This window comes from Nonomuraea sp. NPDC049637 (genome assembly GCF_040675235.1).
In the GTDB taxonomy this organism is placed as follows: domain Bacteria; phylum Actinomycetota; class Actinomycetes; order Streptosporangiales; family Streptosporangiaceae; genus Nonomuraea.
The window spans coordinates 115,653-139,009 of record NZ_JBFAOM010000026.1; the positions used below are offsets into that span (position 1 = coordinate 115,653).

At 73.7% G+C, this 23,357-nt stretch carries 19 protein-coding genes and 1 pseudogene; 14 read left to right on the forward strand and 6 right to left on the reverse strand.

From position 1 onward, the window contains the following. The first annotated feature begins 35 nt into the window (after window positions 1-35). The 3 genes from AB0J71_RS31105 (at window position 36) to AB0J71_RS31115 (ending at window position 4,186) form a co-directional block, all read left to right on the forward strand. Entirely contained in the window at window positions 36-2,006 is a 1,971-nt protein-coding gene (locus tag AB0J71_RS31105) for an AAA family ATPase (RefSeq protein WP_364417300.1), read from the forward strand. An 84-nt stretch (window positions 2,007-2,090) separates the two neighbouring features. Further along, a complete protein-coding gene (locus tag AB0J71_RS31110; protein WP_352326542.1) occupies window positions 2,091-2,402 on the forward strand; it encodes a hypothetical protein in 312 nt (103 codons plus the stop codon). Window positions 2,403-2,518: 116 nt separating this feature from the next. Then, window positions 2,519-4,186 carry an acetolactate synthase large subunit gene (locus AB0J71_RS31115; RefSeq protein ID WP_364417302.1) on the forward strand — a complete coding sequence of 556 codons (1,668 nt, stop codon included), beginning with the start codon at window positions 2,519-2,521 and terminating at the stop codon, window positions 4,184-4,186. Window positions 4,187-4,204: 18 nt separating this feature from the next. Here AB0J71_RS31115 and AB0J71_RS31120 read toward each other — a convergent pair whose 3' ends face one another. Both AB0J71_RS31120 and AB0J71_RS31125 read right to left on the reverse strand, forming a co-directional pair. Then, window positions 4,205-4,801 carry a CoA pyrophosphatase gene (locus AB0J71_RS31120; RefSeq protein ID WP_352326539.1) on the reverse strand — a complete coding sequence of 199 codons (597 nt, stop codon included), beginning with the start codon at window positions 4,799-4,801 and terminating at the stop codon, window positions 4,205-4,207. Between the two features lie 43 nt (window positions 4,802-4,844). Next, window positions 4,845-6,023 (reverse strand): cysteine desulfurase-like protein, encoded by a 1,179-nt coding sequence (locus tag AB0J71_RS31125; protein WP_364417304.1) that lies wholly within the window; start codon window positions 6,021-6,023, stop codon window positions 4,845-4,847. Between the two features lie 9 nt (window positions 6,024-6,032). Between AB0J71_RS31125 and AB0J71_RS31130 the strand changes: the two genes are divergently transcribed. From AB0J71_RS31130 to AB0J71_RS31150, 5 genes are all read left to right on the forward strand, one after another. Then, entirely contained in the window at window positions 6,033-7,088 is a 1,056-nt protein-coding gene (locus AB0J71_RS31130) for a winged helix DNA-binding domain-containing protein (RefSeq protein WP_364417306.1), read from the forward strand. An 80-nt stretch (window positions 7,089-7,168) separates the two neighbouring features. Further along, window positions 7,169-7,735, forward strand: a complete 567-nt coding sequence (locus AB0J71_RS31135; protein WP_364417308.1) for a 3'-5' exonuclease — start codon at window positions 7,169-7,171, stop codon at window positions 7,733-7,735. Window positions 7,736-7,828: 93 nt separating this feature from the next. Further along, complete coding sequence (locus AB0J71_RS31140; protein WP_352326534.1) at window positions 7,829-8,428, forward strand: SMI1/KNR4 family protein; 600 nt, start codon at window positions 7,829-7,831, stop codon at window positions 8,426-8,428. Between the two features lie 50 nt (window positions 8,429-8,478). Then, a complete protein-coding gene (locus tag AB0J71_RS31145) occupies window positions 8,479-8,775 on the forward strand; it encodes a hypothetical protein (protein WP_364417310.1) in 297 nt (98 codons plus the stop codon). A gap of 54 nt (window positions 8,776-8,829) precedes the next feature. Beyond that, complete coding sequence (locus AB0J71_RS31150; protein WP_364417312.1) at window positions 8,830-9,393, forward strand: DUF4291 domain-containing protein; 564 nt, start codon at window positions 8,830-8,832, stop codon at window positions 9,391-9,393. Window positions 9,394-9,668: 275 nt separating this feature from the next. Here the strand turns inward: AB0J71_RS31150 and AB0J71_RS31155 are convergent, their stop codons facing one another. After that, window positions 9,669-10,661: a hypothetical protein gene (locus tag AB0J71_RS31155; RefSeq protein ID WP_352326529.1), complete on the reverse strand. Its 993-nt coding sequence runs from the start codon at window positions 10,659-10,661 to the stop codon at window positions 9,669-9,671. 448 nt (window positions 10,662-11,109) lie between these two features. Between AB0J71_RS31155 and AB0J71_RS31160 the strand changes: the two are divergent. The 6 genes and pseudogenes from AB0J71_RS31160 to AB0J71_RS31185 all read left to right on the forward strand — a co-directional run. After that, window positions 11,110-12,012 (forward strand): annotated as a pseudogene (locus AB0J71_RS31160) (RNA polymerase sigma factor); the annotation flags it as partial. A 326-nt stretch (window positions 12,013-12,338) separates the two neighbouring features. Beyond that, window positions 12,339-13,097, forward strand: coding sequence for a class I SAM-dependent methyltransferase (locus AB0J71_RS31165; protein WP_352326527.1), 759 nt, complete (start codon window positions 12,339-12,341; stop codon window positions 13,095-13,097). Window positions 13,098-13,108: 11 nt separating this feature from the next. Next, on the forward strand, window positions 13,109-14,047 hold the full coding sequence (gene add, locus AB0J71_RS31170; protein WP_352326525.1) for an adenosine deaminase: 939 nt from the start codon (window positions 13,109-13,111) through the stop codon (window positions 14,045-14,047). Window positions 14,048-14,204: 157 nt separating this feature from the next. After that, window positions 14,205-18,056: a Pls/PosA family non-ribosomal peptide synthetase gene (locus AB0J71_RS31175; RefSeq protein ID WP_364417315.1), complete on the forward strand. Its 3,852-nt coding sequence runs from the start codon at window positions 14,205-14,207 to the stop codon at window positions 18,054-18,056. Then, window positions 18,053-19,348, forward strand: a complete 1,296-nt coding sequence (locus AB0J71_RS31180; protein ID WP_364417325.1) for a M1 family metallopeptidase — start codon at window positions 18,053-18,055, stop codon at window positions 19,346-19,348. Before AB0J71_RS31175 ends, AB0J71_RS31180 begins: the two co-directional genes overlap by 4 nt. Before the next feature lie 92 nt (window positions 19,349-19,440). Then, window positions 19,441-21,534: a molybdopterin-dependent oxidoreductase gene (locus AB0J71_RS31185; protein WP_352329953.1), complete on the forward strand. Its 2,094-nt coding sequence runs from the start codon at window positions 19,441-19,443 to the stop codon at window positions 21,532-21,534. Here AB0J71_RS31185 and AB0J71_RS31190 read toward each other — a convergent pair. Genes AB0J71_RS31190 through AB0J71_RS31200 form a run of 3 tightly spaced genes read right to left on the reverse strand, consistent with a single transcriptional unit; the run spans window position 21,527 to window position 23,340 of the window. After that, a complete protein-coding gene (locus tag AB0J71_RS31190) occupies window positions 21,527-22,009 on the reverse strand; it encodes a metallophosphoesterase family protein (protein ID WP_364417317.1) in 483 nt (160 codons plus the stop codon). The two genes, AB0J71_RS31185 and AB0J71_RS31190, sit on opposite strands and share 8 nt — an antisense overlap. Before the next feature lie 7 nt (window positions 22,010-22,016). Further along, window positions 22,017-22,751, reverse strand: a complete 735-nt coding sequence (locus tag AB0J71_RS31195) for an SRPBCC domain-containing protein (RefSeq protein ID WP_352329956.1) — start codon at window positions 22,749-22,751, stop codon at window positions 22,017-22,019. Between the two features lies 1 nt (window position 22,752). After that, on the reverse strand, window positions 22,753-23,340 hold the full coding sequence (locus AB0J71_RS31200; protein WP_352329958.1) for a helix-turn-helix domain-containing protein: 588 nt from the start codon (window positions 23,338-23,340) through the stop codon (window positions 22,753-22,755). Window positions 23,341-23,357 lie beyond the last annotated feature (17 nt).

Consider the following 23,357-nt stretch of genomic DNA (forward strand, 5'->3'; position numbering starts at 1 on the left):
AATGTCTTAACCGAGTTAACGCTTTGGGGGTGGGCATGGGCACGCTCGACGACGAACGGCGTCACGTCGAACGATGCAGGGCGGGGCTGCGCAGGATGCTGGAGGGCGCGCGGGAGAACGTGATCGTCGGCGAGACCGTCGCCGGCGACCGCTACAGCGCGGAGCGGCTGGGCCGCCATCTCAAGAGCCTGGCCAAGGAGCTGAGCGAGGAGCCCGACGGGCCGCCGTTCTTCGGCCGGCTCGACTTCGGCCAGGCCTCGGCCGAGCACCGCGGGCGGGCGTACCACATCGGCCGGCGGCACATCGCCGGCGAGCACGGCGGGCCGCCGGTGGTGATCGACTGGCGCGCGCCCGTGGCGCGCGCGTTCTACCGCGCCGGCGCCCGCGACCCCCAGGGCGTCGAGGTGCGCCGCCGTTTCGGCTGGTCGGGCAGCACGCTGACCGGCTACGAGGACGAGCTTCTCGGCGCGGGGCAGGAGGGCGGCGGCGCGCTCCTGGCCGCCGAGATCGAACGCCCCCGCGTCGGCCCGATGCGCGACATCGTCGCCACCATCCAGCCCGAGCAGGACGACCTCGTCCGCGCCGACCTCGACACCGCCATCTGCGTCCAGGGCGCCCCCGGCACCGGCAAGACCGCCGTCGGCCTGCACCGGGCCGCCTACCTGCTGTACGCCCACCGCCGCCGCCTCGAACGCTCCGGCGTCCTGGTGCTCGGCCCGAACCGGACCTTCCTCGGCTACATCTCGGCCGTGCTGCCCGCGCTCGGCGAGGTGGACGTCGAGCAGACCACCCTGGAAGGACTGCTCGGCGCCCACCCCGTACGGGCCGTCGACTCCGCGGCGGCCGCGGCGGTCAAGCACGACGTCCGGATGGCCGAGGTGCTGCGCCGCGCGCTGTACGGCCGCATCCGCAGGCCCGCCGAGCCCGCCGTGGTGGCCGACGGCTCCTACCGCTGGCGCGTCGGCGAGGACGAGCTGCGCCGCATCGTGGAGGACACCAGGCGGGCCGCCCTGCCGTACGGGATCGGCCGCGAACGCGTCAGGGCCAGGACGGTGGCGGCGATGCGGCGGCAGGCCGAGGCCCGCGGCCGGACCTGCAACGCCGCCTGGGAACGCCGCATCGGCCGGGCGCTCGCCCCGGCGCTCGACGCGACCTGGCCCGCCGTCCGCCCCGAGGACGTGCTGAACGAGGTCCTCAGCGCCCCGCCCGAGGGCCTGCTGACCGACGCCGAACGCGCCGCACTGGCCAGGCCCGGCCCGCCGCGCGGCGCCAAGAGCGCCGCATGGACCGAGGCCGACCTGGTGCTGCTGGACGAGCTGGCCTGCCTGCTGGAACGTCCCCGCGGCTACGGCCACGTCATCGTGGACGAAGCCCAGGACCTGTCGCCCATGCAGTGCCGGGCCGTGGCCAGGCGCAGCGAGCACGGCTCGCTGACCGTGCTCGGCGACCTGGCCCAGGGCACCACGCCGTGGGCGGCCAGGTCATGGCCGGAGCACCTGGAGCTGCTCGGCAGTCCCGGCGGCCGGATCGTCGAGCTGACCACCGGCTTCCGCGTGCCCGGCGTGGTCGTGGAGCTGGCCAACACGCTGCTGGCCGCGCTCGACGCCGACGTGCCCCCCACCCGCTCCCACCGCTCCGACGGCAGGCTGCGCGTCATCGCGACGGCCGAGCTGGAGAAGGGGGTCGTGGCGGCCGTCCGGGAGGCGGGCGGGTTCGAGGGGTCGATCGGGGTGATCGCGGCCGACGCCCACGTCGAGGCGATCACCTGCGCGCTCTGGAACGAGGGGCTGGACCTCGGCGAGCGGCTGAGCGTCATGCCCGCCTCGATGTGCAAGGGCCTGGAGTACGACCACGTGGTGCTCGCCGAGCCGGCCGCCGTCGTCGCGGCCGAGCCGCGCGGACTCAACCGCCTGTACGTCGCCCTCACCCGCGCGGTCTCCCGGCTCGACGTCGTCCACGCCGAACCCCTTCCCCCTCAGCTTTCCCGCCCGTCAAAACCCTTCTGAAATGGGCAGATGTCTGGACTCGGCGGCTCGACAGGCCCACGGCTCTGGTGTGTGATGTGATTCACTTCACGAGGGAGCCGGAGAATGACCGCTTCGCAAGAACCGCCCCCGGGCGACGACGAGCACACCCGCGAAGGGCGCCGGCCGCAGCCGCCGCCCTATGACCGGCCGCCGCAGCGGCAGGGCGCCCAGATCCTGTCGATCATCGGGTTCGTCAGCGCCGCGGTGGCCATCCTGTTCATACCGATCCTGTTCGGCCTGGCCGGCATCGTGCTGGGCATCGTCGGCCACACCCGCGGCGAGTCCCTGGGCAAGTGGGCCGCCATCGCCGCCGCGGCCTGCATGGTCGTCGGCATGGTCCTCGGCGCGCTGGCCACGCGCGCGCTGGGCTCCTGACCCGCTGTGCCCGCGTGAGATCCGCCGTCGCGCGGGCACAGGGCCGCGTCCCGGAATGAAGCGCGCCTGCCGGGTGCTGTCAGGGACGCAGTCGCTCATGGAAGAAGGCGTTAACCATGTCCCCGCAGGTGTCCTCGCAGGCGGACGCGGCCCATCTGATCGTGCGAGCCCTGGAGGCGGAAGGCGTCGAGTACGTCTTCGGCATCCCCGGCGAGGAGAACATCCACTTCGTCGACGCGCTCAACGACTCCTCCATCCGCTACATCCTCGTCCGGCACGAGCAGGGCGCGGCGTTCATGGCCGAGATCTACGGCAGGCTCACCGGCAAGGCGGGGGTGGCCTCGGCCACGCTCGGCCCCGGCGCGATCAACCTGCAGCTCGGCGTGGCCGACGCCACCACCAACAGCACCCCCGTCGTGGCGATCACCGCCCAGGTCGGCCTCGACCGCATCTACAAGGAGTCGCACCAGGTGGTCGACCTGGTGTCGCTGTTCCGGCCGATCACCAAATGGGCCGACCTCGCCCCCACGGCCCTGGCCCTGCCCGAGATGATCCGCAAGGCGTTCAAGACCGCCCAGACGGAGCGGCCCGGCGCCGTCTACCTGGCCATCCCCGAAGACGTCGAGTCGGCTCCCGTGCCGGCCGGCCTCGGGCCGCTGCCGGTCAACGTCGTACGCCCCCAAGACCCCTCGGCCGCCCAGATCGCCCGCGCGGCCGACGTGCTGGCCCGCGCGCGCAGGCCGATCGTGCTGGCCGGGCACGGCGCCGTCCGGGCCGGGGCCGCCGCCGCGCTGGTGCGCTTCTCCGAGCGGCTCGGGCTGCCGGTGGCCACCACGTTCAACGGCAAGGGCGTCTTCCCCGACGACCACCCGCACGCTCTGGGCGCGGTCGGCTTCATGCGCCACGACTACGTCAACTTCGGCTTCGACGAGGCGGACGCGCTGATCAGCGTCGGCTACGAGCTCCAGGAGTTCGACCCCGTCAAGATCAACCCGAACCGCGACAAGGAGATCATCCACCTCCACCGGTTCCCCGCCGAGGTCGACGACCACTACCCGGTGGCCGTCGGGGTGCACGGCGACATCTCCCGGTCGCTGGACGCGCTCGCCGACGCCGTCCCGCGCCGTTTCGAGCTCAACGGCACCGGCGAGAAGATCCGCCGGCTGATGCGCGAGGAGCTGGAGCAGGGGCGCGCGGAGGACGGCTTCCCGCTGTCGCCGCGGCGCGTGGTCGCCGACATCAGGCAGGCCATGGGCCGCGAGGACATCGTGCTGGCCGACACCGGCGCGGTGAAGATGTGGATGGCCCGCATGTACCCGACGTACGAGCCCAACACGATGCTGGTCTCCAACGGGCTGTCCTCGATGGGATTCGCGGTGCCCGGGGCGCTGGCCGCCAAGCTGGCCTTCCCCGACCGCAAGGTGCTGGCCGCCACCGGCGACGGGGCGTTCCTGATGAACTCCCAGGAGCTGGAGACGGCCGTTCGCGAGCGCGTCCCGATCACGGTCCTGGTGTGGGTCGACGACGCGTACGGGCTGATCGAGTGGAAGATGGACCTGGAGCTCGGCCGCCACTCGGGCATCCGCTTCGGCAACCCCGACTTCGTCGCCTACGCCGAGAGCTTCGGCGCCCGCGGCTACCGGGTCACCAGCGCCGGGGAGCTGCTGCCCACGCTGCGCAAGGCGCTGGCCGACGAGACGGTGTCGGTGATCGCGGTGCCCGTCGACTACGCGGCCAACCTGGAGCTGACCGGCAAGCTCGGCGAACTCACCGGCCCCTTCTAGCCGGCGGGGGCGGTCGGGTCAGGTTCTCGTCCAGTGGGGCTGCGCGACGTCGAACACCCGCTGTTCGCGCCCGCGCAGCGCCACCTCGGCGAACTGCCACAGGATCGCCCCGGTCGGCGCGTGGATCACGATGTCCGGACCGAGCGGCATCTGCAGCAGCTCGCCCTGCCAGCGCGGCACGCCGGGCGCGAGGAACCGCTCCAGCGGCACCGCGTGCACCGAGGCCACCTCATGGGCGTCGCCCACCGGCTCCTGACGGCCCCCGAACGCCACCACGGGAGTGATCACGAACCCGGAGTCGGCGACGAAGTCGTCGAGCAGCCCGGCCACCGCCACGCCGGTCACCCCGACCTCCTCGGCCAGCTCGCGCAGCGCCGCCTCCACCGGCAGCTCGCCGTCGTCGAGCCGCCCGCCCGGCAGCGCCCACTGCCCCGGGTTGCGCCCCCGCGCCGCCCTGCGGATCAGCACCGTGTACGGGACGCGCTCGGCGTCCTCCAGCACGCACACCGTCACGGCCGCCCGGCGCACCCCTGAGACGGGCGGCACCTCCCGGCGGTCGAAGGCGGCGAGACGAGCGGCGACCTGCTCGCGCAGCACGTCGATCGGGGGCAGCATCCCCTCAGGATCTCACGCCCCGCCCGTACGGGCCGAGGGCCCGTCAGGAGAGGGCGGCCACCCCCTCCAGCAGGCGGTCGACGTCCGAGCGGTCGTTGTAGTGGACCAGGCCCGCGCGGACGGCGCCGCCCGAGTCGCGCACGCCGAGCGCGCCGGTCAGCTCCCAGGCGTAGTTGTGGCCGTTCCAGACGTTCACCCCCAGCCCGGCCAGATGCTCGGCGACCTGGCGCGGGGTGTGCCCGGCGACGGTGAAGTAGGCGGTCGCGGTGCGCCTGGCGGGCTTGCCGAGCAGGGTGACGTGGGGCATCGTCTCCAGGCCGGAGATCAGGCCGGCGAACAGCTCCAGCTCGTGCTCCTCGGCGGCGGCCATCGAGGCGAGGAGACGTTCGCGGCGGGTGCCGGCGCCGGGGACCATGGCGGCCAGGTGGTCGACGGCCGCGGTGACCCCGGCCAGGTCGGCGAACGCGGACGTACCCGTCTCGAACCTCTCCGGCACGGTGTCGGGGGAGGGCCGCAACTTGGCCGGGCGGACCGTCTCCAGCAGCGCCGGGTCGGCGACGACGGCCCCCACGTGCGGCCCCGACCACTTGTAGGCGCTGGTGGCGTAGAAGTCGGCGCCCAGCGCCCGCATGTCCACCGGGCCGTGCGGGGTGGCGTGCACGCCGTCCACGTACAGCAGGGCGCCCGCGCGGTGGGCCAGCTCGGCGATGGCGGCCACGTCGGGACGGGTGCCGAGGATGTTGCTGGCCGCCGTCACCGCGACGACCTTGGTCCGCTCGCCGATCAGGTCGGCGTACTGGTCGACCGGGAGCTCGCCGGTCACCGCGTCCACCTCGGCCCAGCGGACGGCGGCGCCCGTCTGGGTCCAGGGGCGCACGTTCGCGTCGTGGTCCAGCCTGGAGACCACCACCTCGTCGCCGGGCCCGGTCAGCGCCCTGGCCAGCCGGTACGTCAGCGTCGTCATGTTCGGGCCGAAGATCACGCCCTCGGGACGGCCGCCGACCAGGTCCGCGACGGCGGCACGGCAGGCGGCGACGATCTCGTCCGCCCGGCGGCTGGCGGGGAACGCGCCGCCCACGTTGCCGAGCCCGGCCCGGTAGGCGGCGGAGATGGCGTCGATCACCGACTGTGGCGTCTGGGTGCCGGCCGCGCCGTCAAGGTAGGCGAAACCATCGGAAAGCGCAGGATAGGAGGAACGTACGGACTCCAGGGGGAAAGGCATGATAAGTAGATGCTCACCCTCAGAGACCTCAACCGCGCCACCTTGGCCCGGCAGCACCTCCTCGCTCGGCACGAGGGCCGCCCGGCCGACGTCGTGCACCGGCTGGCCGGGCTGCAGGCCCAGGAGCCGCGGCCGCCCTACCTGGGGGTGTGGACGCGGCTGGCCGGGTTCCGGCGCGCCGACCTGCACGACTCGCTGCACGCCGGCGACCTGGTGCGGGCGACGATGATGCGGGCCACGCTGCACCTGGTGACGGCGGAGGACTACGCGTCCTTCCGTCCGCTGCTGCGTCCCATGCTGGCCGCCGCGGCGCGCCGGTTCGAGGGCGTCGACTTCGAGGCCGTCGCCGCCGTCGCCGACCGGCTGCTCGCCGACGGGCCGCTCACCTTCAACGAGCTGCGGCCGCTGCTGCTGAAGGAGTTCCCCGGCGCGGACGAGCGGGTGCTCGGTTACGCCGTCCGCATGATGACGCCGCTGGTCATGGTGCCGACGCAGGACCGGTGGAGCTTCCCGCGCGAGTCCGCCTTCGGGCTGCCCGCCGTCGAACTGGACCCGGCGCCCAGCGTGGAACGCCTGGTCGAGCGGTACCTCGCCGCGTTCGGCCCGGCCACGCCCGCCGACGTCCAGACCTGGTCGGGACTGGGCGGGATGCGGGCCGTCATGAAGGGGATGGAGCTGGACAGGCTCGCCGACGAGACGGGACGCGAACTGTTCGACCTGCCCGGCGCGCCGCGGCCGGGCGGCGACGTGCCCGCGCCGGTGCGCTTCCTGCCCGACTTCGACAACCTCGTCCTGGGGCACGCCGACCGTACGCGGGTGCTGGCGGACGAGTTCAGGCCGCTGGTGGCGACCAAGAACCTGCGGATCAAGGCCACGTACCTGGTGGACGGGTTCGCGGCGGGGACCTGGCAGATCAAGCGGTCCGGCAAGAAGGCCAAGCTCCTCATCAGCCCCTTCGCCGCGCCGACGCCACTGGACGTGCTGGAGGAGGAGGGCCTGGCACTGCTCGCCTTCGCCGAACCGGACGCGACCACCCACACCCTCGAACACACCCCACCCAACTGAAGAGGGTGTGCCAGTCGCGTCGGTGAGAGCGGTGAGAAATCGAGGTGCCGGAACCGGGTGCGCGTCCCTACCCTCGGGCCATGCGCCGCCTGTTGAACGTCATCGACGTGGAAGCCACCTGCTGGGACGGACAGCCGCCGCCCGGCTCCGTCAACGAGATCATCGAGATCGGCCTCACCGTCGTGGACGTGTCGGCACGGCGCAGGGTCTCCCGGCACCGCATCCTGGTCCGGCCGGTCCGATCGGCGGTGAGTGACTTCTGCACGGAACTGACCGGCCTGACGCAAGCCGAGGTGGAACAGGGCGTCACCTTCGCCGAGGCATGCCGGATCCTTGCCGAGGAGCACGACGCCGGGGAGCGTCCGTGGGCGAGCTGGGGCGAGTACGACCGCCGGCAGTTCGCTCGGCAGAGTCGGGCCGACGGGGTGGCTTATCCGTTCGGCTATCCGACGGAACGCACCCACACCAACGCCAAGGCCGTGTTCGCGGCGGCGTACGGGCTGCCCAGGAAACCCGGCATGGATCACGCTCTGCGGATCGCCGGACTGCCGCTGGAGGGACGCCATCACCGCGGCGAGGACGACGCGTGGAACATCGCGGCACTCGTCCTCGACCTGTTGGGCCGCGGGGCATGGCCGGCCCTCTAGGTCACCTCTAGGTCCCGGTGCGACCGACCCCGTCGCGGCGTTGTGTCGGTGTGACCTCGTAGACTCCCCGGCCACGTCGTCGAAGGGATTGCCGTGGAAGACCCGACGGGCATCGCAGCGCTGACCGAGATCCTGCCTCCGGATCTCGGCGCGGACGAGGAGATCGACTGGTCGGCGGCGGAGGCGCGGTGGGGCACGCGGTTCCCGCGTGACTACATGGCCTTCATGTCCGTCTATGGCGCCGGCTCGTTCGCCGAGGTCGGCATCCTCATGCCGCTGCCCAAGGAGTACATCCAGTGGGACCCCGGGACGTTCGAGGAGGAGACGGAGAACGCCCGTGACATCTGGAAGATGCTGGGCGGTCAGGAAGGGCTCGACATCGACCCGGACCACATCCTCGCCTGGGGCATCACTTCGGGCCCCGACATCCTGTGCTGGCTGACCACCGACCCCGACCCCGACCGGTGGCCCGTCCTGGTCTGCGGCCGGCACACCCGCGAGGACTTCACGCTCTTCCCCTGCGGCATGGTCGAATTCCTGCGCATGCTGCTCCTGGACGAGCACGACCCCTATCCCCTCAGCGTCGACCTGCGTAACGCCTCGCCGCGCTACGTGCACTGGCTCGAAGAACAGAAGCGCTGGAAGGCGAGATCGGACGCCGGCTTCGGTTCGCCGCGGTCAGCCGGCCAGTAGGGCTGGTCGCGAGAGCGCTGGTCGCAGCCGCGAGCCTTCCGGCTCCGCTGGTGGCGCTGTGGCGGGTGCGGGACGGCCTGCACACGGAGTCCGGTGTGGTGGTGTACTCGGCGGGGGACATCGGTGAACGCAACGCCACTCACGAGGTCGCGCGGTATGCGCCAGGACTCCTCCTCGTCGGCGACGACAGCGGCGGCTGCGGATTCCTGCTGCGTGCCGACGACCCGGACTCCGCCGTGTTCTCCTCCGATCTGGGCGATCTGGACCCTGCGGGCTTCGACGTCGTGGCCGCGGACTTCGCGTCCTGGATCGAATCGCTCGAAACAGCCGTCAGCGAGTCGCTCTGACCGGAGGCGAAAAGGCTTCGCGATGTGAGTGCGCCTGATGGCAGGGTGCAGCGCATGGCACCCCAGTACCAGATTCGCGCGGACTACGACGCTGACACGATCGTGGTCTACCAGGCGTACGCGCCTGCCATCGCCGACGCGGCGCTGCGAGCGGGCCGTTTCGTTGCGCCGTTCTCGTTTCACCGGATGACCTGGATCAAGCCCTCGTTCCTGTGGCTCATGCATCGCAGCAACTGGGCCCGCAAACCCGGTCAGGAGCGCGTTCTCGCAGTGCGGATGACCCGGCAGGGGTGGGAGGAGGCCTTGTCCCAGGCCGTGCTCACGACCGCGGATCCGGCGGCTGTGGCCGAGGCGGCCGTACATGTCCAGTGGGACCCGGAACGTTCGTCGCGCGGCGCGGCACTGAACCACTACAGCATCCAGGTCGGCATCGGCCGCAGGCTGATCCGCACCTTCACCGACGACTGGATCGTCAGCCTCACCGACCTGACTCCTCAGGTCCGCAAGGCCACGGTGTTGACGCAAACCGGACACGCCGCCAAGGCCCAGCGGCTGCTCCCCGCCGAACGGGTGTATCCACTGCCGCGGACACTGGAAAGCCTCCTTTCTTCCGGGTAAATGACGGCCGCCCGGAGAGAGGCACATGTGGGTGCCGTTCGCCGCGGTTCTGGCCGGTCGCGGACGCCGTGGGGGTGATGCCGCCAGGCAACACCGTGAAGAGTCCGCCACCGGCTGCGGCAGGCGCGAGTCAGCTGCCGCTCCTGCCGCGCGAGTAGACCTGCTTGGCGGGTGGGGCCGTCACCCGCACCTTGCCGTCCCACCTGGTGAAGCGCTCGCGCCTCCCTCGACCCGCGAGCGCTGCTCACGCTCAGCAGGCGCGCGGGCGTGCCAGGCTAGGCGAGGCCGAGGTCCCGCCGCACGCGGGCGTAGTGGCGGCCCGGCAGCAGGCTGCCGACCGCCCACGGCTGGGTCTCCGGCATGCGCCGGCCCACGCCCTCCAGCAGGCGCTGCGCGCCGGTGAGGTGGCCGCCGTGGTAGAGCGCCGCGCCGAACAGGTGCGCGGCGTCCAGCGCCCGCGGATGCGGCCGGCCGCCCTCGCGCCACTTGCCGGCCGCCGCCACCAGCGGGCCGGCCACCTCAGGGTCACCGAAGTAGCCTTCGAGAACCTGCCGCGCCGTACGCTCCGACTCGCCGATCCGGCTCCACACGACCTCGAAGTGGGCCAGCGCCAGCGTCGCCGTCACCGGGTCGCCCGGCGGCGCCGCGTCCGCCGCGTGGCGGGCGAAGGCCAGCACCTCGCCGTCGGAGCCGTGCCACTTGGCGCACAGCACCTGGACGCGGGTGCGGTGCCCGGCATACAGGTGCGGGGCGCGGGCGGTCAGCTCCGTCCAGAGGCGGTCGAGCTCCTGCCGGCCGGCCTGCGCGCCGAGCGCGTGCCACTGCAGCCGCTCCCACGGAACGGGATCGTCCGGACGGGCCTCGGCGGCCTGCCGCAGCGGGGCGGCGGCGTGCGCCAGCACCTCGTGGAAGCGGGCGAAGCGCTGGTCGCTCACGTGCGCGGCGGAGGAGCCGCCGCGGATCGCCCACGCCTGCTGGATCCGGGCGGCGCCGAGCCAGAGCAACGCGTCGGGGTCGTCGCCGGCCAGCCGGAGCAGCGCCTCGGTGTGCGCGCGGGCGGCGATCCCCAGTTGCTCGACGCGCAGCGCCCGCGACTCGTGGTCGTCGCGCGCCTGGCGGACCAGCTCCAGGCCGGCCTCCAGCCGCCCGGCCCGCACCTGGCGCAGCGCCTGCTCCAGCGCGGGATCGTCCCACGAGCGGCCCGGACGCATCCGCGAGGTCTTGTCGAGCAGCTCGGCCACGGCCGTGATCACCCGTATCAAGGACATCCGTGATCAATACCGCACGTGATCATGGCGTCGCAACGGGGATGTTCAGGTGGGGCGCCCGTCGCCATGAACCAGGGCGAGAGGGCGGGCGTCTTCTGGAGTGCCGTCGATCGGAGGAGGTGAAGGCGAGGGGACGGGGTCGGGGCGCTGGTCAGGGGGTGGATGTGGGCGGCGGGTCAGCGGTGATCGTGTTTTCGTCGAAGCCACGTTCGAGGAAGTGTTGGGTAGCCTGGTCAGAGACGGCCCTGCCAGGCCCCGCTTCTTCCGTTCCCTCATGCCCTGAAGGTCCCGACGCCTATCGGCCCGCTACGTTTCCCGCCGGCCCTGCCCGCAGGCCGGCTCAGTCACTGAGCGTCCACCCAACGCGAGCGAGGAGAGAATTTTGTCCCAAGCAGCAGAGGTTCTCGAACTGGACGACACCATCGCCGACGGTGGCACGGCCGTCGGCGCCGACTCGGTCAAGACCTACCTGAAGGAGATCGGGCGCGTCCCGCTGCTCACCGCCGAGCAGGAGATCGAGCTCGCCAAGCGCATCGAGGCCGGCCTGTTCGCCAGGGAACGGCTCGACAGCGAGCCTGGCCTGCCCTCCGACCTGCGTGCCGACCTGGAGTGGATCGCCGACGACGGCCTTCGTGCCAAGCGCCGCATGCTGGAGGCCAACCTCCGGCTCGTCGTCTCCATCGCCAAGCGTTACACCGGCCGCGGCATGCTCTTCCTCGACCTGATCCAGGAGGGGAACCTCGGCCTGATCCGGACGATCGAGAAGTTCGACTACCGGCTCGGCTACAAGTTCTCCACCTACGCCACCTGGTGGATCAAGCAGGCCATCACCCGTGCCATGGCCGACCAGGCCCGGACGATCCGCATCCCCGTCCACATGGTCGAGCTGATCAACAAGGTGGCCCGCGTGCAGCGCCGCCTGCAGTCCGACCTGGGCCGCGAGCCCACCCCCGAGGAGATCGCCGCCGAGACCGATCTCGACGTCGAGCGGGTGTCGGAGGTGCAGAGCTACGGCCGGGAGCCGATCTCCCTCAGCACGCCGCTCGGCGAGGAGGGCGACAGCGAGTTCGGCGACCTGATCGAGGACACCGAGGCCGTCTCCCCGGCCGACGCGGTCTCCTTCACGCTGCTGCAGCAGCAGTTGCACAGCCTGCTCGACCAGCTCTCCGAACGCGAGGCGGGCGTGATCACGATGCGCTACGGCCTGGCCGACGGCAAGCCGCGCACCCTCGACGAGATCGGCCGCGTCTACGGCGTCACCCGTGAGCGCATCCGGCAGATCGAGGCCAAGACCATGTCCAAGCTGCGCCACCCCTCCCGGGCCATGGCGCTGCGCGACTACCTGAGCTGACAGCCCCGCCCACAACGCCGCTGCCGGAGCCGATCGTTGGCGCCCGGGAGCAGCATCACGCGACACGCCGAGCACGGCTCGCCGCGTGGACGTGGAGCGTCACCGCCTCGTCGACCGAACCAGCCGCCGCGACGCCGGCGCGACCCGCGACAGGCACGACCTCCGTCCACCCCGGCGACGGCCACCCGAGCACCCGCGTGCCGCGGCGACGTCCCCCGTCGCCCACGGGGAGAGCGGTCCAGGGGTGGGAAAGGGCAGGTAAAGGGGCGCTCTGGAGTGTGTGGAGCCTGGAGCGGGCCGGGTGGGCCGGACCTACTCTGCCCAACGTGAAACGCTCCCGTACGAGCCTCGTCCACCAGGCCGCCTACGCGTTCCGGCACCCCCACAGGATCGCTCCCCACCTGCGCCGGCTGGCCCGCGACACCTGGTTCCGGCTCCGCAGCCCCGACCACGTCACCTACTACCGCGCCGTCATGAGGTCCGACACGGCCCGCGACCCCGAGGGCGCCGTGGGGTCGCACCGGCACCGGCGCTGGCTCGCCCTGGGACGCATGCAGTTCGACTACCTGGTGGAGCACGGGCTCAAGCCCGACTGCCGGATGCTGGAGATCGGCTGCGGCAACCTGCGCGCCGGCCGGCTGTTCATCGGCTACCTGTTCACCGGCAACTACTACGGCATCGACATCTCGCCCGACATCCTGCTGGCCGCCCAGGACACGATCGAGAAGCACGCCCTTCAGGACAAGCTGCCCTATCTGGCGCCGGTGCGCGACCTGCGGCTGGCGTTCCTGCCGGACGAGTACTTCGACGTCGTGCACGCCCACAGCGTCTTCTCGCACTCGCCGATCGAGGTCATCGAGGAGTGCTTCGCCAACGTGGGCCGCGTCATGAAACCGGACGGCTGGTTCGACTTCACCTTCGACCGGACCGAGGGCGAGGAGCACCACGTCCTGCGCGAGGACTTCTACTACCGCACCGAGACGCTGGTCGAGCTGGCCCGCAAATACGGACTGAAAGCGACGTTCATGGACGACTGGGAGCAGGGCCCGCATAAGCAGTCGAAAATCCGCATCACCCGGCGCTAACCTCCCGGAGAGTGAGAGACCTCCGCCTGCTGCCCAAGGCCCACCTGCACGTCCACCTGGAGAGCACCGTACGGCCCGCGACCGTGCGCGAACTGGGCGGCCCGCCCGAGCCCGACGGCCCGTTCGCCGATTTCCGCGAGTTCGCCGACCAGCGGGCCAAGGTGCGCAACCTGCTGCGCACCCCCGAGCACTTCCGGCGCCTCGCCCTGGAGTTCTGCGAGGACGAGGCCGCCCAGGGCACCCGCTACGTCGAGGTCACCTTCACCGCCGCCGCCCACGGCGAACGGCTGGGCGCTCCGGAGATGCCGCTGGAGGCGGTGCTCGACGGCCTGGCCGAGGGCAGGCGGTACGGCATCGAGGCCCGCGTGCTGCTCGACCACTCCAGGCGGCGGCCCCTGGAGCGGCTGTGGCGGACGTACGAGCTGGCCACCCGCTACGACGAGGTGATCGGGCTCGGGCTCGCGGGCGACGAGGCCCATCCGCTGGCCCCCTTCGCCGAGGTGTTCGCCGCGGCCGGGGACGCGGGCCTGCACCTGGTGCACCACGCGGGCGAGGCGGCCGGGCCGGCGAGCATCCGCGAGGCGCTGGACCTCGGCCGCACCGAGCGGCTCGGCCACGGCATCCGGGTGCTGGACGACCCGGCGCTGGTCGCCGAGGTGCGCGAGCGGGGCGTCCCGCTGGAGGTCTGCCCCACGTCGAACGTGCTGCTCGGGCTGGTGCCGTCGCTGGCCGAGCACCCGCTGCCGCGCCTGCGCGAGGCCGGGCTCGCGGTCACGGTCAACACCGACGGCGAGACGGGGCTGGCCGAGGAGTACCTGCGGCTGCGCGAGGTCTTCGGGTACGGCGACGACGTCCTGGCCGAGCTGGCCCGCGCCTCGATCAGGGCCTCCTTCGCCCCGGACGCCCTCAAGGCGGACCTGCTGGCCGCCGTCGACGCCTGGCTGCGCTGACCCGCCCGGCCCCCGCCGGGCACGGCGATCTCCGTCACATCGTGGAATAGTTGGCGAATCGCCGACCGTTGCGAACGGAGGTGGCGCGAACGCCACGCCAGTGGCAGCCCGCGGCATTGACGGGCCGGGGCCGACCGCCCGACCGAAGGAGCAGCGTTTGCGCACCGACTCGGCAGACTTAGGATTCAGGACCGCGTCGGCGGTCTACCCGGCGGGCGTGCTGGCCGCGCCGCCCCGCACCCTGATCGACATCCTCGACGAGACTACCCGCCGCCACCCCGGCGCGCCCGCGCTGGACGACGGCGCCGTCTGCCTGGACTACCGGTCGCTGCGGGCCGAAGTCGGCCGGGTCGCCGCCGAGCTGGCCGCGGCCGGCGTCGGGCGCGGCTCCCGGGTGGGCGTGCGCATCGCCTCCGGCACCGCCGAGCTGTACGTCTCCATCCTCGCCGTGCTCGCGGCCGGCGCCGCGTACGTCCCCGTGGACGCCGACGACCCGGACGAACGCGCCGAACTCGTCTTCGCCGAGGCCGCCGTGGACGCCGTGCTCGTCGGCGGCCCGGTCCCGCGGGTCCGCCGGGCGGCCACGGCCGCCACGCCCGAGCGGCCCACCCCGGACGACGACGCCTGGATCATCTTCACCTCCGGCTCCACCGGCAGGCCCAAGGGCGTGGCGGTGACGCACCGCTCGGCCGCCGCGTTCGCCGACGCCGAGGCCGGGCTCTTCCTCCAGGAGCGGCCGCTCGGCCCGGGCGACCGGGTGCTGGCCGGGCTGTCGGTGGCCTTCGACGCCTCCTGCGAGGAGATGTGGCTGGCCTGGCGGCACGGCGCCTGCCTGGTGCCCGCCCCCAGGGCGCTCGTGCGCACCGGCATGGACCTGGCCCCCTGGCTGGCCGGGCAGGGCGTCACCGCCGTCTCGACCGTGCCGACGCTGGCCGCGCTCTGGCCCGCCGCGCACCTCGACGGCATCCGGCTGCTCATCTTCGGCGGCGAGGCCTGCCCGCCCGAGCTGGCCGAACGGCTGGCCGTGCCCGGCCGCGAGGTGTGGAACACCTACGGGCCCACCGAGGCGACCGTGGTGGCCTCGGCCGCCCGCCTGACGGGCGAGGGGCCCGTACGCATCGGCCTGCCCCTGGACGGCTGGGACCTGGCGGTCGTGGACGGCGCGGGCGAGCCGGTCGCCATGGGCGAGACCGGCGAGCTGATCATCGGCGGCGTGGGCCTGGCCCGCTACCTCGACCCGGCCAAGGACGCCGAGAAGTACGCGCCGCTGCCGTCCCTGGGCTGGGCGCGCGCCTACCGCAGCGGCGACCTCGTCCGCGCCGAGCCCGAGGGCCTCGTCTTCGCCGGCCGCGCCGACGACCAGGTGAAACTGGGCGGACGCCGGATCGAGCTCGGCGAGGTGGACGCCGCGCTGAACGCGCTGCCGGGCGTCACCGGCGCGGCCGCGGCCGTCCGCACCGCGGGCGGCGGCCACCAGGTGCTCGTCGGCTACGTCGTCACCGGTCCCGGCTTCGACGCCGGACGGGCCCGCGAGCTGCTGGCCGGCTCGCTGCCCGCCGCGCTCGTGCCCCGCCTGGCCCCCGTGGACGCCCTGCCCACCAGGACCTCCGGCAAGATCGACCGGGACGCGCTCCCGTGGCCGCTGGACGGCCCGGCCCCCGCGGACACCGCCCTGACCCCGGCCGAGGCGCTGCTGGCCGCGCAGTGGACCGAGATCCTCGGCGTGCGCCCGGAAGGGCCCGGATCGGACTTCTTCGCCGACGGCGGCACCAGCCTGGCCGCCGCCCGCCTGGTCTCCGTGCTCCGGGCCACCCACCCCGACGTGGCCGTCGGCGACGTCTACGCCCACCCGACCCTCGCCGGGCTGGCCGAGCTGCTGGCCGCCAGGGGCGGGACGCCGGCTCCCGCGCACGCCGCGGCCGCCCCCATGCCGGCCCGCGCCGCGCTGGCGCAGACCGCGCTCATGATCCCGCTGCTCACCGTGGGCGCGCTGCGCTGGGTCGTTCCGCTGGCCGCCCTCGGCAATGTGCTGGCCCCGCCGTGGGCGCCGCGGCTGTCGTGGTGGTGGGTGACGCTTGGCGCGCTGGCGTTCGTCACCCCCATGGGACGCATGGGCCTGTCGGCGGCGGTCGCCCGGCTGCTGCTGCGCGGCGTGCGCCCCGGCGCCCACCCGCGCGGCGGCGGCGTGCACCTGCGGTTGTGGTTCGCCGAGCGGTTCGCCGAACGGCTCGGCGTGCCCGACCTGGCCGGCGCGCCGTGGATGGCCTGGTACGCCCGGCTGCTCGGCGCCACCGTCGGCCCGGACGCCGACCTGCACTCGCCCCCGCCGATCACCGGCCTGCTCAAGCTCGGCAGGGGCGCCTCCGTCGAGCAGGAGGTCGACCTGTCCGGCCACTGGTACGACGGCGACGTGCTGCACGTCGGCGAGATCCGCATCGGCGCGGGCGCCACCGTCGGCTCCCGCTCGACCCTGCTGCCCGGCGCGCGCGTCGGCAAGAACGCGCAGGTCGCCCCCGGCTCCGCGGTGGCCGGGACGGTCCCGTCGGGTGAGCGCTGGGCCGGCGTCCCGGCCTTCCGGCAGGGCAAGCCGCGCCGTTCCCGGCCGGCCGAACGCGCCGCCCGCTCGCGCCCGTGGGTCGCGCTGTACGGGGTGAGCGCGATCGTGCTCAGCCTGCTCCCGGTGGCCGCGGCCGGTGTCGCGCTCGCCGTCCTGGCCGCCTTCGCCGGGGACGAGCCCACGCTCGGCGGCGCGCTGGCCGCCGCCCTGGCCGCCGTGCCCCTGGCCACGGTCGCCGGCATGGCCTTCTTCGCGCTGGTCACGCTGGCCGGCGTGCGGCTGCTCGGCCTCGGGCTGCACCCCGGTCACCACCCGGTGCACAGCCGTCCGGCCTGGCAGGCGTGGGTGACCGGCCGGCTGATGGCCTCGGCCCGGGTGTGGCTGTTCCCGCTGTACGCCAGCGTCCTGACGCCCGTCTGGCTGCGGGCGCTCGGCATGAAGGTGGGCCGCGGCGCCGAGCTGTCCACGGTGCTCGCGCTGCCCACGATGACCTCCGTCGGCGACGGCGCCTTCCTGGCCGACGACACCATGGTGGCCCCGTACGAGCTGGACGGCGGCTGGATGCGCCTGGCCTCGGCGCGGATCGGCAAGCGCGCCTTCCTCGGCAACTCCGGGATGACCGCCCCCGGCCGCAAGGTGCCCAAGGACGGCCTGGTCGGCGTGCTGTCGGCGACGCCCAAGAAGGCCAAGTCGGGCTCCTCGTACGTCGGCATGCCGCCCATGGAGCTGCGCCGCACCGCCGAGGAGGCCGACCGCAGCAGGACCTACGACCCGCCCGCGCGGTACCGGGCGGCGCGGGCGCTGGTCGAGGTGTGCCGGGTGGTGCCCGCGATGGGCGTGGTCGCGCTGGCCGTGCTGGCGGTGGCCGCGTTCGAGTGGCTGGCCGCGGGTCACGGCTTCGCCGTGGCCGCCGCGCTGGGCGGGCTGGTCGTGCTGGCCGCCGGGGTGCTCGCCGCGGCGGTCGCGACGGCCGCCAAATGGGCGCTGGTCGGCCGGATCAGGGCCGGGAACAGGCCGCTGTGGAGCTCGTTCGTGTGGCGCAACGAGCTGGCGGACAACTTCGTCGAGGTGCTGGCCGCGCCCTGGTTCGCCCAGCCGTGGCTGGGAACCGCCCCGCTGAACGTGTGGCTGCGCTCCCTGGGGGCACGCATCGGACGTGGGGTCACCTGCGAGACGTACTGGCTGCCGGAGGCGGATCTGGTGACGCTCGGCGACGGCGCGTGCGTCAACCGGGGATGCGTGCTCCAGACGCACCTGTTTCACGACCGGGTCATGAGCATCGACACGGTGACGCTGGAGGCCGGCGCGACGCTCGGCCCGCACGGCGTCGTCCTGCCCGCCGCGCGGGTGGGCGCCGGCACGACGGTCGGGCCGGCGTCCCTGGTCATGCGCGGCGAGGCGCTGCCCGGCGGCAGCCGGTGGTTCGGCAACCCCGTCTCGGCGTGGCGATGACGGCGTACTTCCCGGGGCACGGCGACCAGCGGTACGCGGTCGAGCACTACGACCTGGCGCTGCACTACCGGGTCGCGGCCAACCGGCTCGACGGCACGGCCCGCCTGACGGTCCGCGCCGCCGAGCCGCTCGCCGACCTCGGTCTCGACCTCGGCCACTTCCGCGTGCAGGGCGTCACGGTGGACGGCCGGGCCGTCCGCCACACGCACGGCCAGGGCAAGCTGCGCCTCACCCTGCCCGGCCCGCTGGCCGCCGGGGAGCGGGCCGTCGTCGAGGCGCGGTACGCGGGCACGCCTGTCCCGGTGCGCAGCCCGTGGGGCGGGCTCGGCTGGGAGGAGCTGACCGACGGCGCTCTCGTGGCCGGTCAGCCGATCGGCGCGCCCTCCTGGTTCCCGTGCAACGACCGGCCGGACGACAAGGCGGCCTACCGGATCTCGGTGACCACGGCGCCGGCGTACCAGGTGATCGCCAACGGCGTGCTGACCGCCCGGCGGCGGGCGTCCGGGACCACGACGTGGGTTTACGAGCAGGCCGAGCCGATGGCGACGTACCTGGCCAGCGTGCAGATCGGCCGCTACCAGCTCTCGGAGGCGGGCGGCACGCGCCTGGCCCATCCCGCGCGGCTGGCCGCCCGCGTCCGGCACGACTTCGGCCGCCAGGGCGAGATGATGGCGCTGTTCGGCGACCTGTTCGGGCCCTACCCGTTCAGCGGCTACACCGTCGTCGTGGCCGACGACGACCTCGACATCCCGGTCGAGGCGCAGGGCATGTCGATCTTCGGCAGGAACCACGTCGACGGCGCGCGCGGCTGCGAGCGGCTGGTCGCGCACGAGCTGGCCCACCAGTGGTTCGGCAACAGCCTCACCGTGGCGGGGTGGGCCGACATCTGGCTGCAGGAGGGGTTCGCCACGTACGCGGAGTGGTTGTGGTCGGAGCGCTCGGGCGGCCCGCCCGCGGACGAGCACGCGCTGCGCTGGCACCGCAGGCTCGCCGCGCTGCCGCAGGACTTCGTGCTGGCCGACCCCGGCCCGGCCACGCTGTTCGACGACCGTGTCTACAAGCGCGGCGCGCTGACCCTGCACGCCCTGCGCCGGACGGCCGGCGACCAGGCGTTCTTCACGATCCTGCGCTCCTGGGCCGACAGCCGCCGGTACGGCAGCGTCACCACGCGGGAGTTCGCCGCGCACGCCGAGCGGCACGTCCCGGCCGGCGCGCTGCTGACCGCGTGGCTGCACGACCGGCCCCTGCCGCCGATGGCGGGCGGCGCCCTGACCCGCGACCGCGGCGCCTGACCGGCCCCGAGCCGCGCACACCGCGCCGACCTGCCGGACGGTCGCCGGGGTGGCGTCTCGGGGACGGGCGCGTCCGCTCATAGCCTGGTCACATGGTGACCCGGCTCGCGACCTGCAACCTGTGCGAGGCCATGTGCGGCCTGCGCGTCGACCTGGACGGCGACCGGATCACCGGCATCCGCGGCGACGAGGACGACCCGCTGTCGGCCGGGCACCTGTGCCCCAAGGCCGTGGCCCTGCAGGACGTGCGCGAGGACCCCGACCGGCTGCGCCGACCCGTGGTCCGCACCCCGGACGGCTGGCGCGAGGTCTCCTGGGCGGACGCCTTCGACCGGGTCGCCGCCCGGCTGGCCGGGACGCGCATCGTGCACGGCCCCGACGCCGTCGCCGTCTACCTCGGCAACCCGGTGGTCCACAGCCTGGGCGCGCTGACGCACGCGCCGCCGTTCGCCCGCCTGCTGGGCACCCGCAACCGCTACTCCGCCGCCTCCCTCGACCAGCTCCCGCACCAGTACGTCGCCCGCCACCTGTACGGCAGCCAGTGGCTGCTCCCCGTGCCCGACATCGACCGCACGGCCTACTTCCTGGCCTTCGGCGCCAACCCGGCCGTCTCCAACGGCAGCGTGATGAGCGCGCCCGGCGTCGTCCGGCGCATCCGCGACCTGCGCGCCCGCGGCGGCCGGATGGTGCTGTTCGACCCGCGCCGCACGGAGACCGCCCGCCTCGCCGACGAGCACCACTTCGTCCGCCCCGGCACCGACGCCGCGCTCATCCTGGCCATGGTCAGACTGATCGTCGCCGGCGGCGCCGCCCGTCCCGCGCCCTACGTGGACGGGCTCGACCGGCTGGCCCCGGCGCTGGAGGCGTTCACGCCGGAGCGGGCCGCGGCCGTCACCGGCGTGCCGGCCGAGGTGATCACCCGGATCGCGGCCGAGTTCGCCGCCGCCCCCGGCGCCGCCGCCTACGGCCGGATCGGCGTGTCCACCCAGCGGTTCGGCACCCTGTGCCAGTGGGGGATCCAGCTGCTGAACCTGGTCACCGGCAACCTCGACCGGCCCGGCGGCACGCTGATGAGCAGGCCGGCCGTCGACCCGGTGCGCAACCGCCTGATCGACCCCGGGCACGAGGGCAGGTGGCGCAGCCGGGTGCGCGGCCTGCCGGAGTTCGGCGGCGAGCTGCCCGCCGCGGCGCTGGCCGAGGAGATCCGCACGCCCGGCGAGGGGCAGGTGCGGGCGCTGGTGACCATCGCCGGCAATCCGGTGCGCTCGGCCCCCGGCGGGCACGAGCTGTCGCGGGCCCTTTCCGGGCTCGACTTCATGGTCAGCCTCGACTTCTACGTCAACGAGACCACCCGGCACGCCGACGTCATCCTGCCGCCCACCGACCTGCTCGAACGCGACCATTACGACCTCGTCTTCAACCTCGTCGCGGTCCGCGACCACGCCCGCTACACCCCGGCCGTGCTGCCCAGGACACCCGGCGCCCGGCACGACTGGGAGATCCTGCGCGAGCTGGCCCGGCGATACCGCCGCCTGGTCCGGGCCGGGTCGCTGTCCGACCGGCTCATGTTGCGGCTCTCGCCGGAGCGGATCGTGGACCTCGGGCTGCGGGCGGGGCCGTACCGGCTGAGCGTGGCGCGGTTGCGCCGCCACCCGCACGGGCTGGACCTGGGCCCGCTCAAACCGAGCCTGCCCGGCCGGCTGCGCACGCCGGGCCGTCGCGTCCAGGCCGCGCCGCCCGTCCTGCTCGACGGGCTCGACCGCGCCCGCGCCGAGCTGCTGACCGCCGCCCCTCCCGGGCTGCTGCTGATCGGCCGCCGGCACCTGCGCGACGACAACTCCTGGCTGCACAACTCCGCCCGGCTGGCCAAGGGCCGCCCCCGGCACCACCTGCTCATGCACCCCGCCGACCTGCGCGCCCGCGGGCTCACCGACGGCGCGCCGGTCCGGGTGCGCTCCCGCAGCGGCGAGGTGACGGTGGAGGTCAGCGCGAGCGAGGACGTCATGCCCGGCGTGGTCAGCCTGCCCCACGGCTACGGCCACGACGGGCCGGGCGTGCTGCTGTCGGTCGCGGCCACGCTCGGCGGCGCCAGCGCCAACGACCTCACCGACCCCCGCCTCCTGGACGAGCTCACCGGTACGGCGGCGCTCAACGGCGTGCCCGTCACCGTCGAGCCGCTCAGCTGACGGGCACGATCTCCGCGCGGGTCAGCACGCCGTCCTCGACGGTCAGCAGCCCGATCGTGCCGTGCGGCTGGCGGCGGCGGTCGGTGGGGGAGCCGGGGTTGAAGATGCGCAGCCCCTCGCCCGACTCGTCGAGCGGGATGTGCGAGTGGCCGAAGACCACCAGGGCGGCCTCGGGGAAGCGGCGGCGCAGCCGGGCCAGGCGGCCCTTGGTGGGCCCGCTGTCGTGGATCATCCCGATCCGCAGGCCCTCCAGGGTCAGCTCCAGCGTCTCCGGCGCCACCACGTCCGGGCCGTCGTTGTTGCCCTTCACCACGTGCACCGGGGCGTAGGCGGCCAGCTCGTCGAGCACCGAGCGCACGCAGACGTCGCCGGCGTGCAGGATGACGTCGGCCCCGCGCAGGTGCTCGGCCACCCGGGGCGGGCAGGTGCGCCACCGCCGGGGCGCGTGGGTGTCGGACAGCGCCACCACGTTCATCCGGAAGTCATGCCCGATCCGCGGGCAGATCCTCCAGCCAGGCCCGCCAGGCCGGAGCCTGACCCGCGGGGTCGCCGAACAGCAGGTGCATGGCCAGCATGCTGCCGCCCATGCCCTGGACGAACCGGTAGAGGGCGTCGGGGGCGCGCACGCCGACGGTCTGGGCGTTGCGGAAGTAGACCACGCCCTGCACCGGGGGCAGGCCGGGCGGCGCGAGCCGGACGGCGTCGCCGGGCTCGGGGCGGCCGCCGAGGGCGGCGTACAGGGCCCGCCAGGCGCGCGGCCAGTCGCTCACCGGCGGGCCGGCCTCGGTGAGCGGGGTCGCGGCCCGGCCGGCGAAGTGGCCGAGGTACTCCGTCAGCGTGGCGAAGAACAGGGCCACGCCCGTGGACATCGCCTCGTACTCCTGCTCCCAGTCGTCGCCGGGCAGGAAGCCGCTGGTGACCATGCGGAGCAGGGTGCTGCCCTGGCCGCGGCCCTCCAGCAGGAACTCGTAGGCCACGAACCGGCCGTCGGGGCCCGGGACGCCGGAGTGGGCGAAACGCTTGAGCGGGTCTTCGGCGGTCACCCTGGACTCGGGCAGCTCGGCCCCGGCGAAGGCGGTGCGGATCGCGCCGCCCTCGACCTCGTTGCGGCCCATGAACCACGAGTCGATGCCCGGCCCGGTGGTGATGGCCGCCCACACCTGCTCGGGCGTCGCCTCGACCAGGGACTCCAGGGGGATCTCGAACTCGTGCCCCACCTCAGGAGCCCTTCTTCACGGACGGGTGCACGGCGACGATCAGACGATGGTCCCGCCCGCCTTCCGCGGACTCGTCATGATATTTGCTGACCAGCGAGGTCACGCACTGCGTCAGCTCCTCGGCGAACGCGGCCCGGTCGGCGGCCGAGGCGAAGCGCACCTCGCCGTCGATGGCGAACGTGGCCACCTTCTTCTGCGCCTTGGCCGCGCCGGTGATCAGCGTGCCGACGTCGCGGACGAGCTGCGCCGCCAGGGCCAGCAACCAGCGCGCCGACAGCCGGTCGGGGGACCGGGCGGGATCGGGCTGCACGGCGGCCAGGGCCGTGGGGGAGATCACGAAGGAGGCGGCCGCGGCCTGCATGACGCGCTCGGTGACGTTGCCCTTCCTGCGCTCCTCGACCAGCTCGACCAGCCCGTGGCGTTCGAGGGTGCGCAGGTGGTAGTTGACCTTCTGCCGGGCCAGGCCCACCTTGGCGGCCAGGGACGTGGCAGAGCCCGGCTCGACCAGCTCGGCCAGCAACTTCGACCGCATCGGGTCGAGCGACGCCTCGGCGGCCGCCGCGTCTTCGATCACTGCCACTTCGTGCATGCCTGAAACGATCGCAC

Coding starts and splice junctions, on each gene's coding strand:
- AB0J71_RS31105 (WP_364417300.1), top strand. CDS start 36: ATGGGCACGCTCGACGACGAACGGCGTCACGTCGAACGATGCAGGGCG.
- AB0J71_RS31110 (WP_352326542.1), top strand. CDS start 2,091: ATGACCGCTTCGCAAGAACCGCCCCCGGGCGACGACGAGCACACCCGC.
- AB0J71_RS31115 (WP_364417302.1), top strand. CDS start 2,519: ATGTCCCCGCAGGTGTCCTCGCAGGCGGACGCGGCCCATCTGATCGTG.
- AB0J71_RS31120 (WP_352326539.1), bottom strand. CDS start 4,801: ATGCTGCCCCCGATCGACGTGCTGCGCGAGCAGGTCGCCGCTCGTCTC.
- AB0J71_RS31125 (WP_364417304.1), bottom strand. CDS start 6,023: ATGCCTTTCCCCCTGGAGTCCGTACGTTCCTCCTATCCTGCGCTTTCC.
- AB0J71_RS31130 (WP_364417306.1), top strand. CDS start 6,033: ATGCTCACCCTCAGAGACCTCAACCGCGCCACCTTGGCCCGGCAGCAC.
- AB0J71_RS31135 (WP_364417308.1), top strand. CDS start 7,169: ATGCGCCGCCTGTTGAACGTCATCGACGTGGAAGCCACCTGCTGGGAC.
- AB0J71_RS31150 (WP_364417312.1), top strand. CDS start 8,830: ATGGCACCCCAGTACCAGATTCGCGCGGACTACGACGCTGACACGATC.
- AB0J71_RS31155 (WP_352326529.1), bottom strand. CDS start 10,661: ATGTCCTTGATACGGGTGATCACGGCCGTGGCCGAGCTGCTCGACAAG.
- AB0J71_RS31180 (WP_364417325.1), top strand. CDS start 18,053: ATGACGGCGTACTTCCCGGGGCACGGCGACCAGCGGTACGCGGTCGAG.
- AB0J71_RS31185 (WP_352329953.1), top strand. CDS start 19,441: ATGGTGACCCGGCTCGCGACCTGCAACCTGTGCGAGGCCATGTGCGGC.
- AB0J71_RS31190 (WP_364417317.1), bottom strand. CDS start 22,009: ATGAACGTGGTGGCGCTGTCCGACACCCACGCGCCCCGGCGGTGGCGC.
- AB0J71_RS31200 (WP_352329958.1), bottom strand. CDS start 23,340: ATGCACGAAGTGGCAGTGATCGAAGACGCGGCGGCCGCCGAGGCGTCG.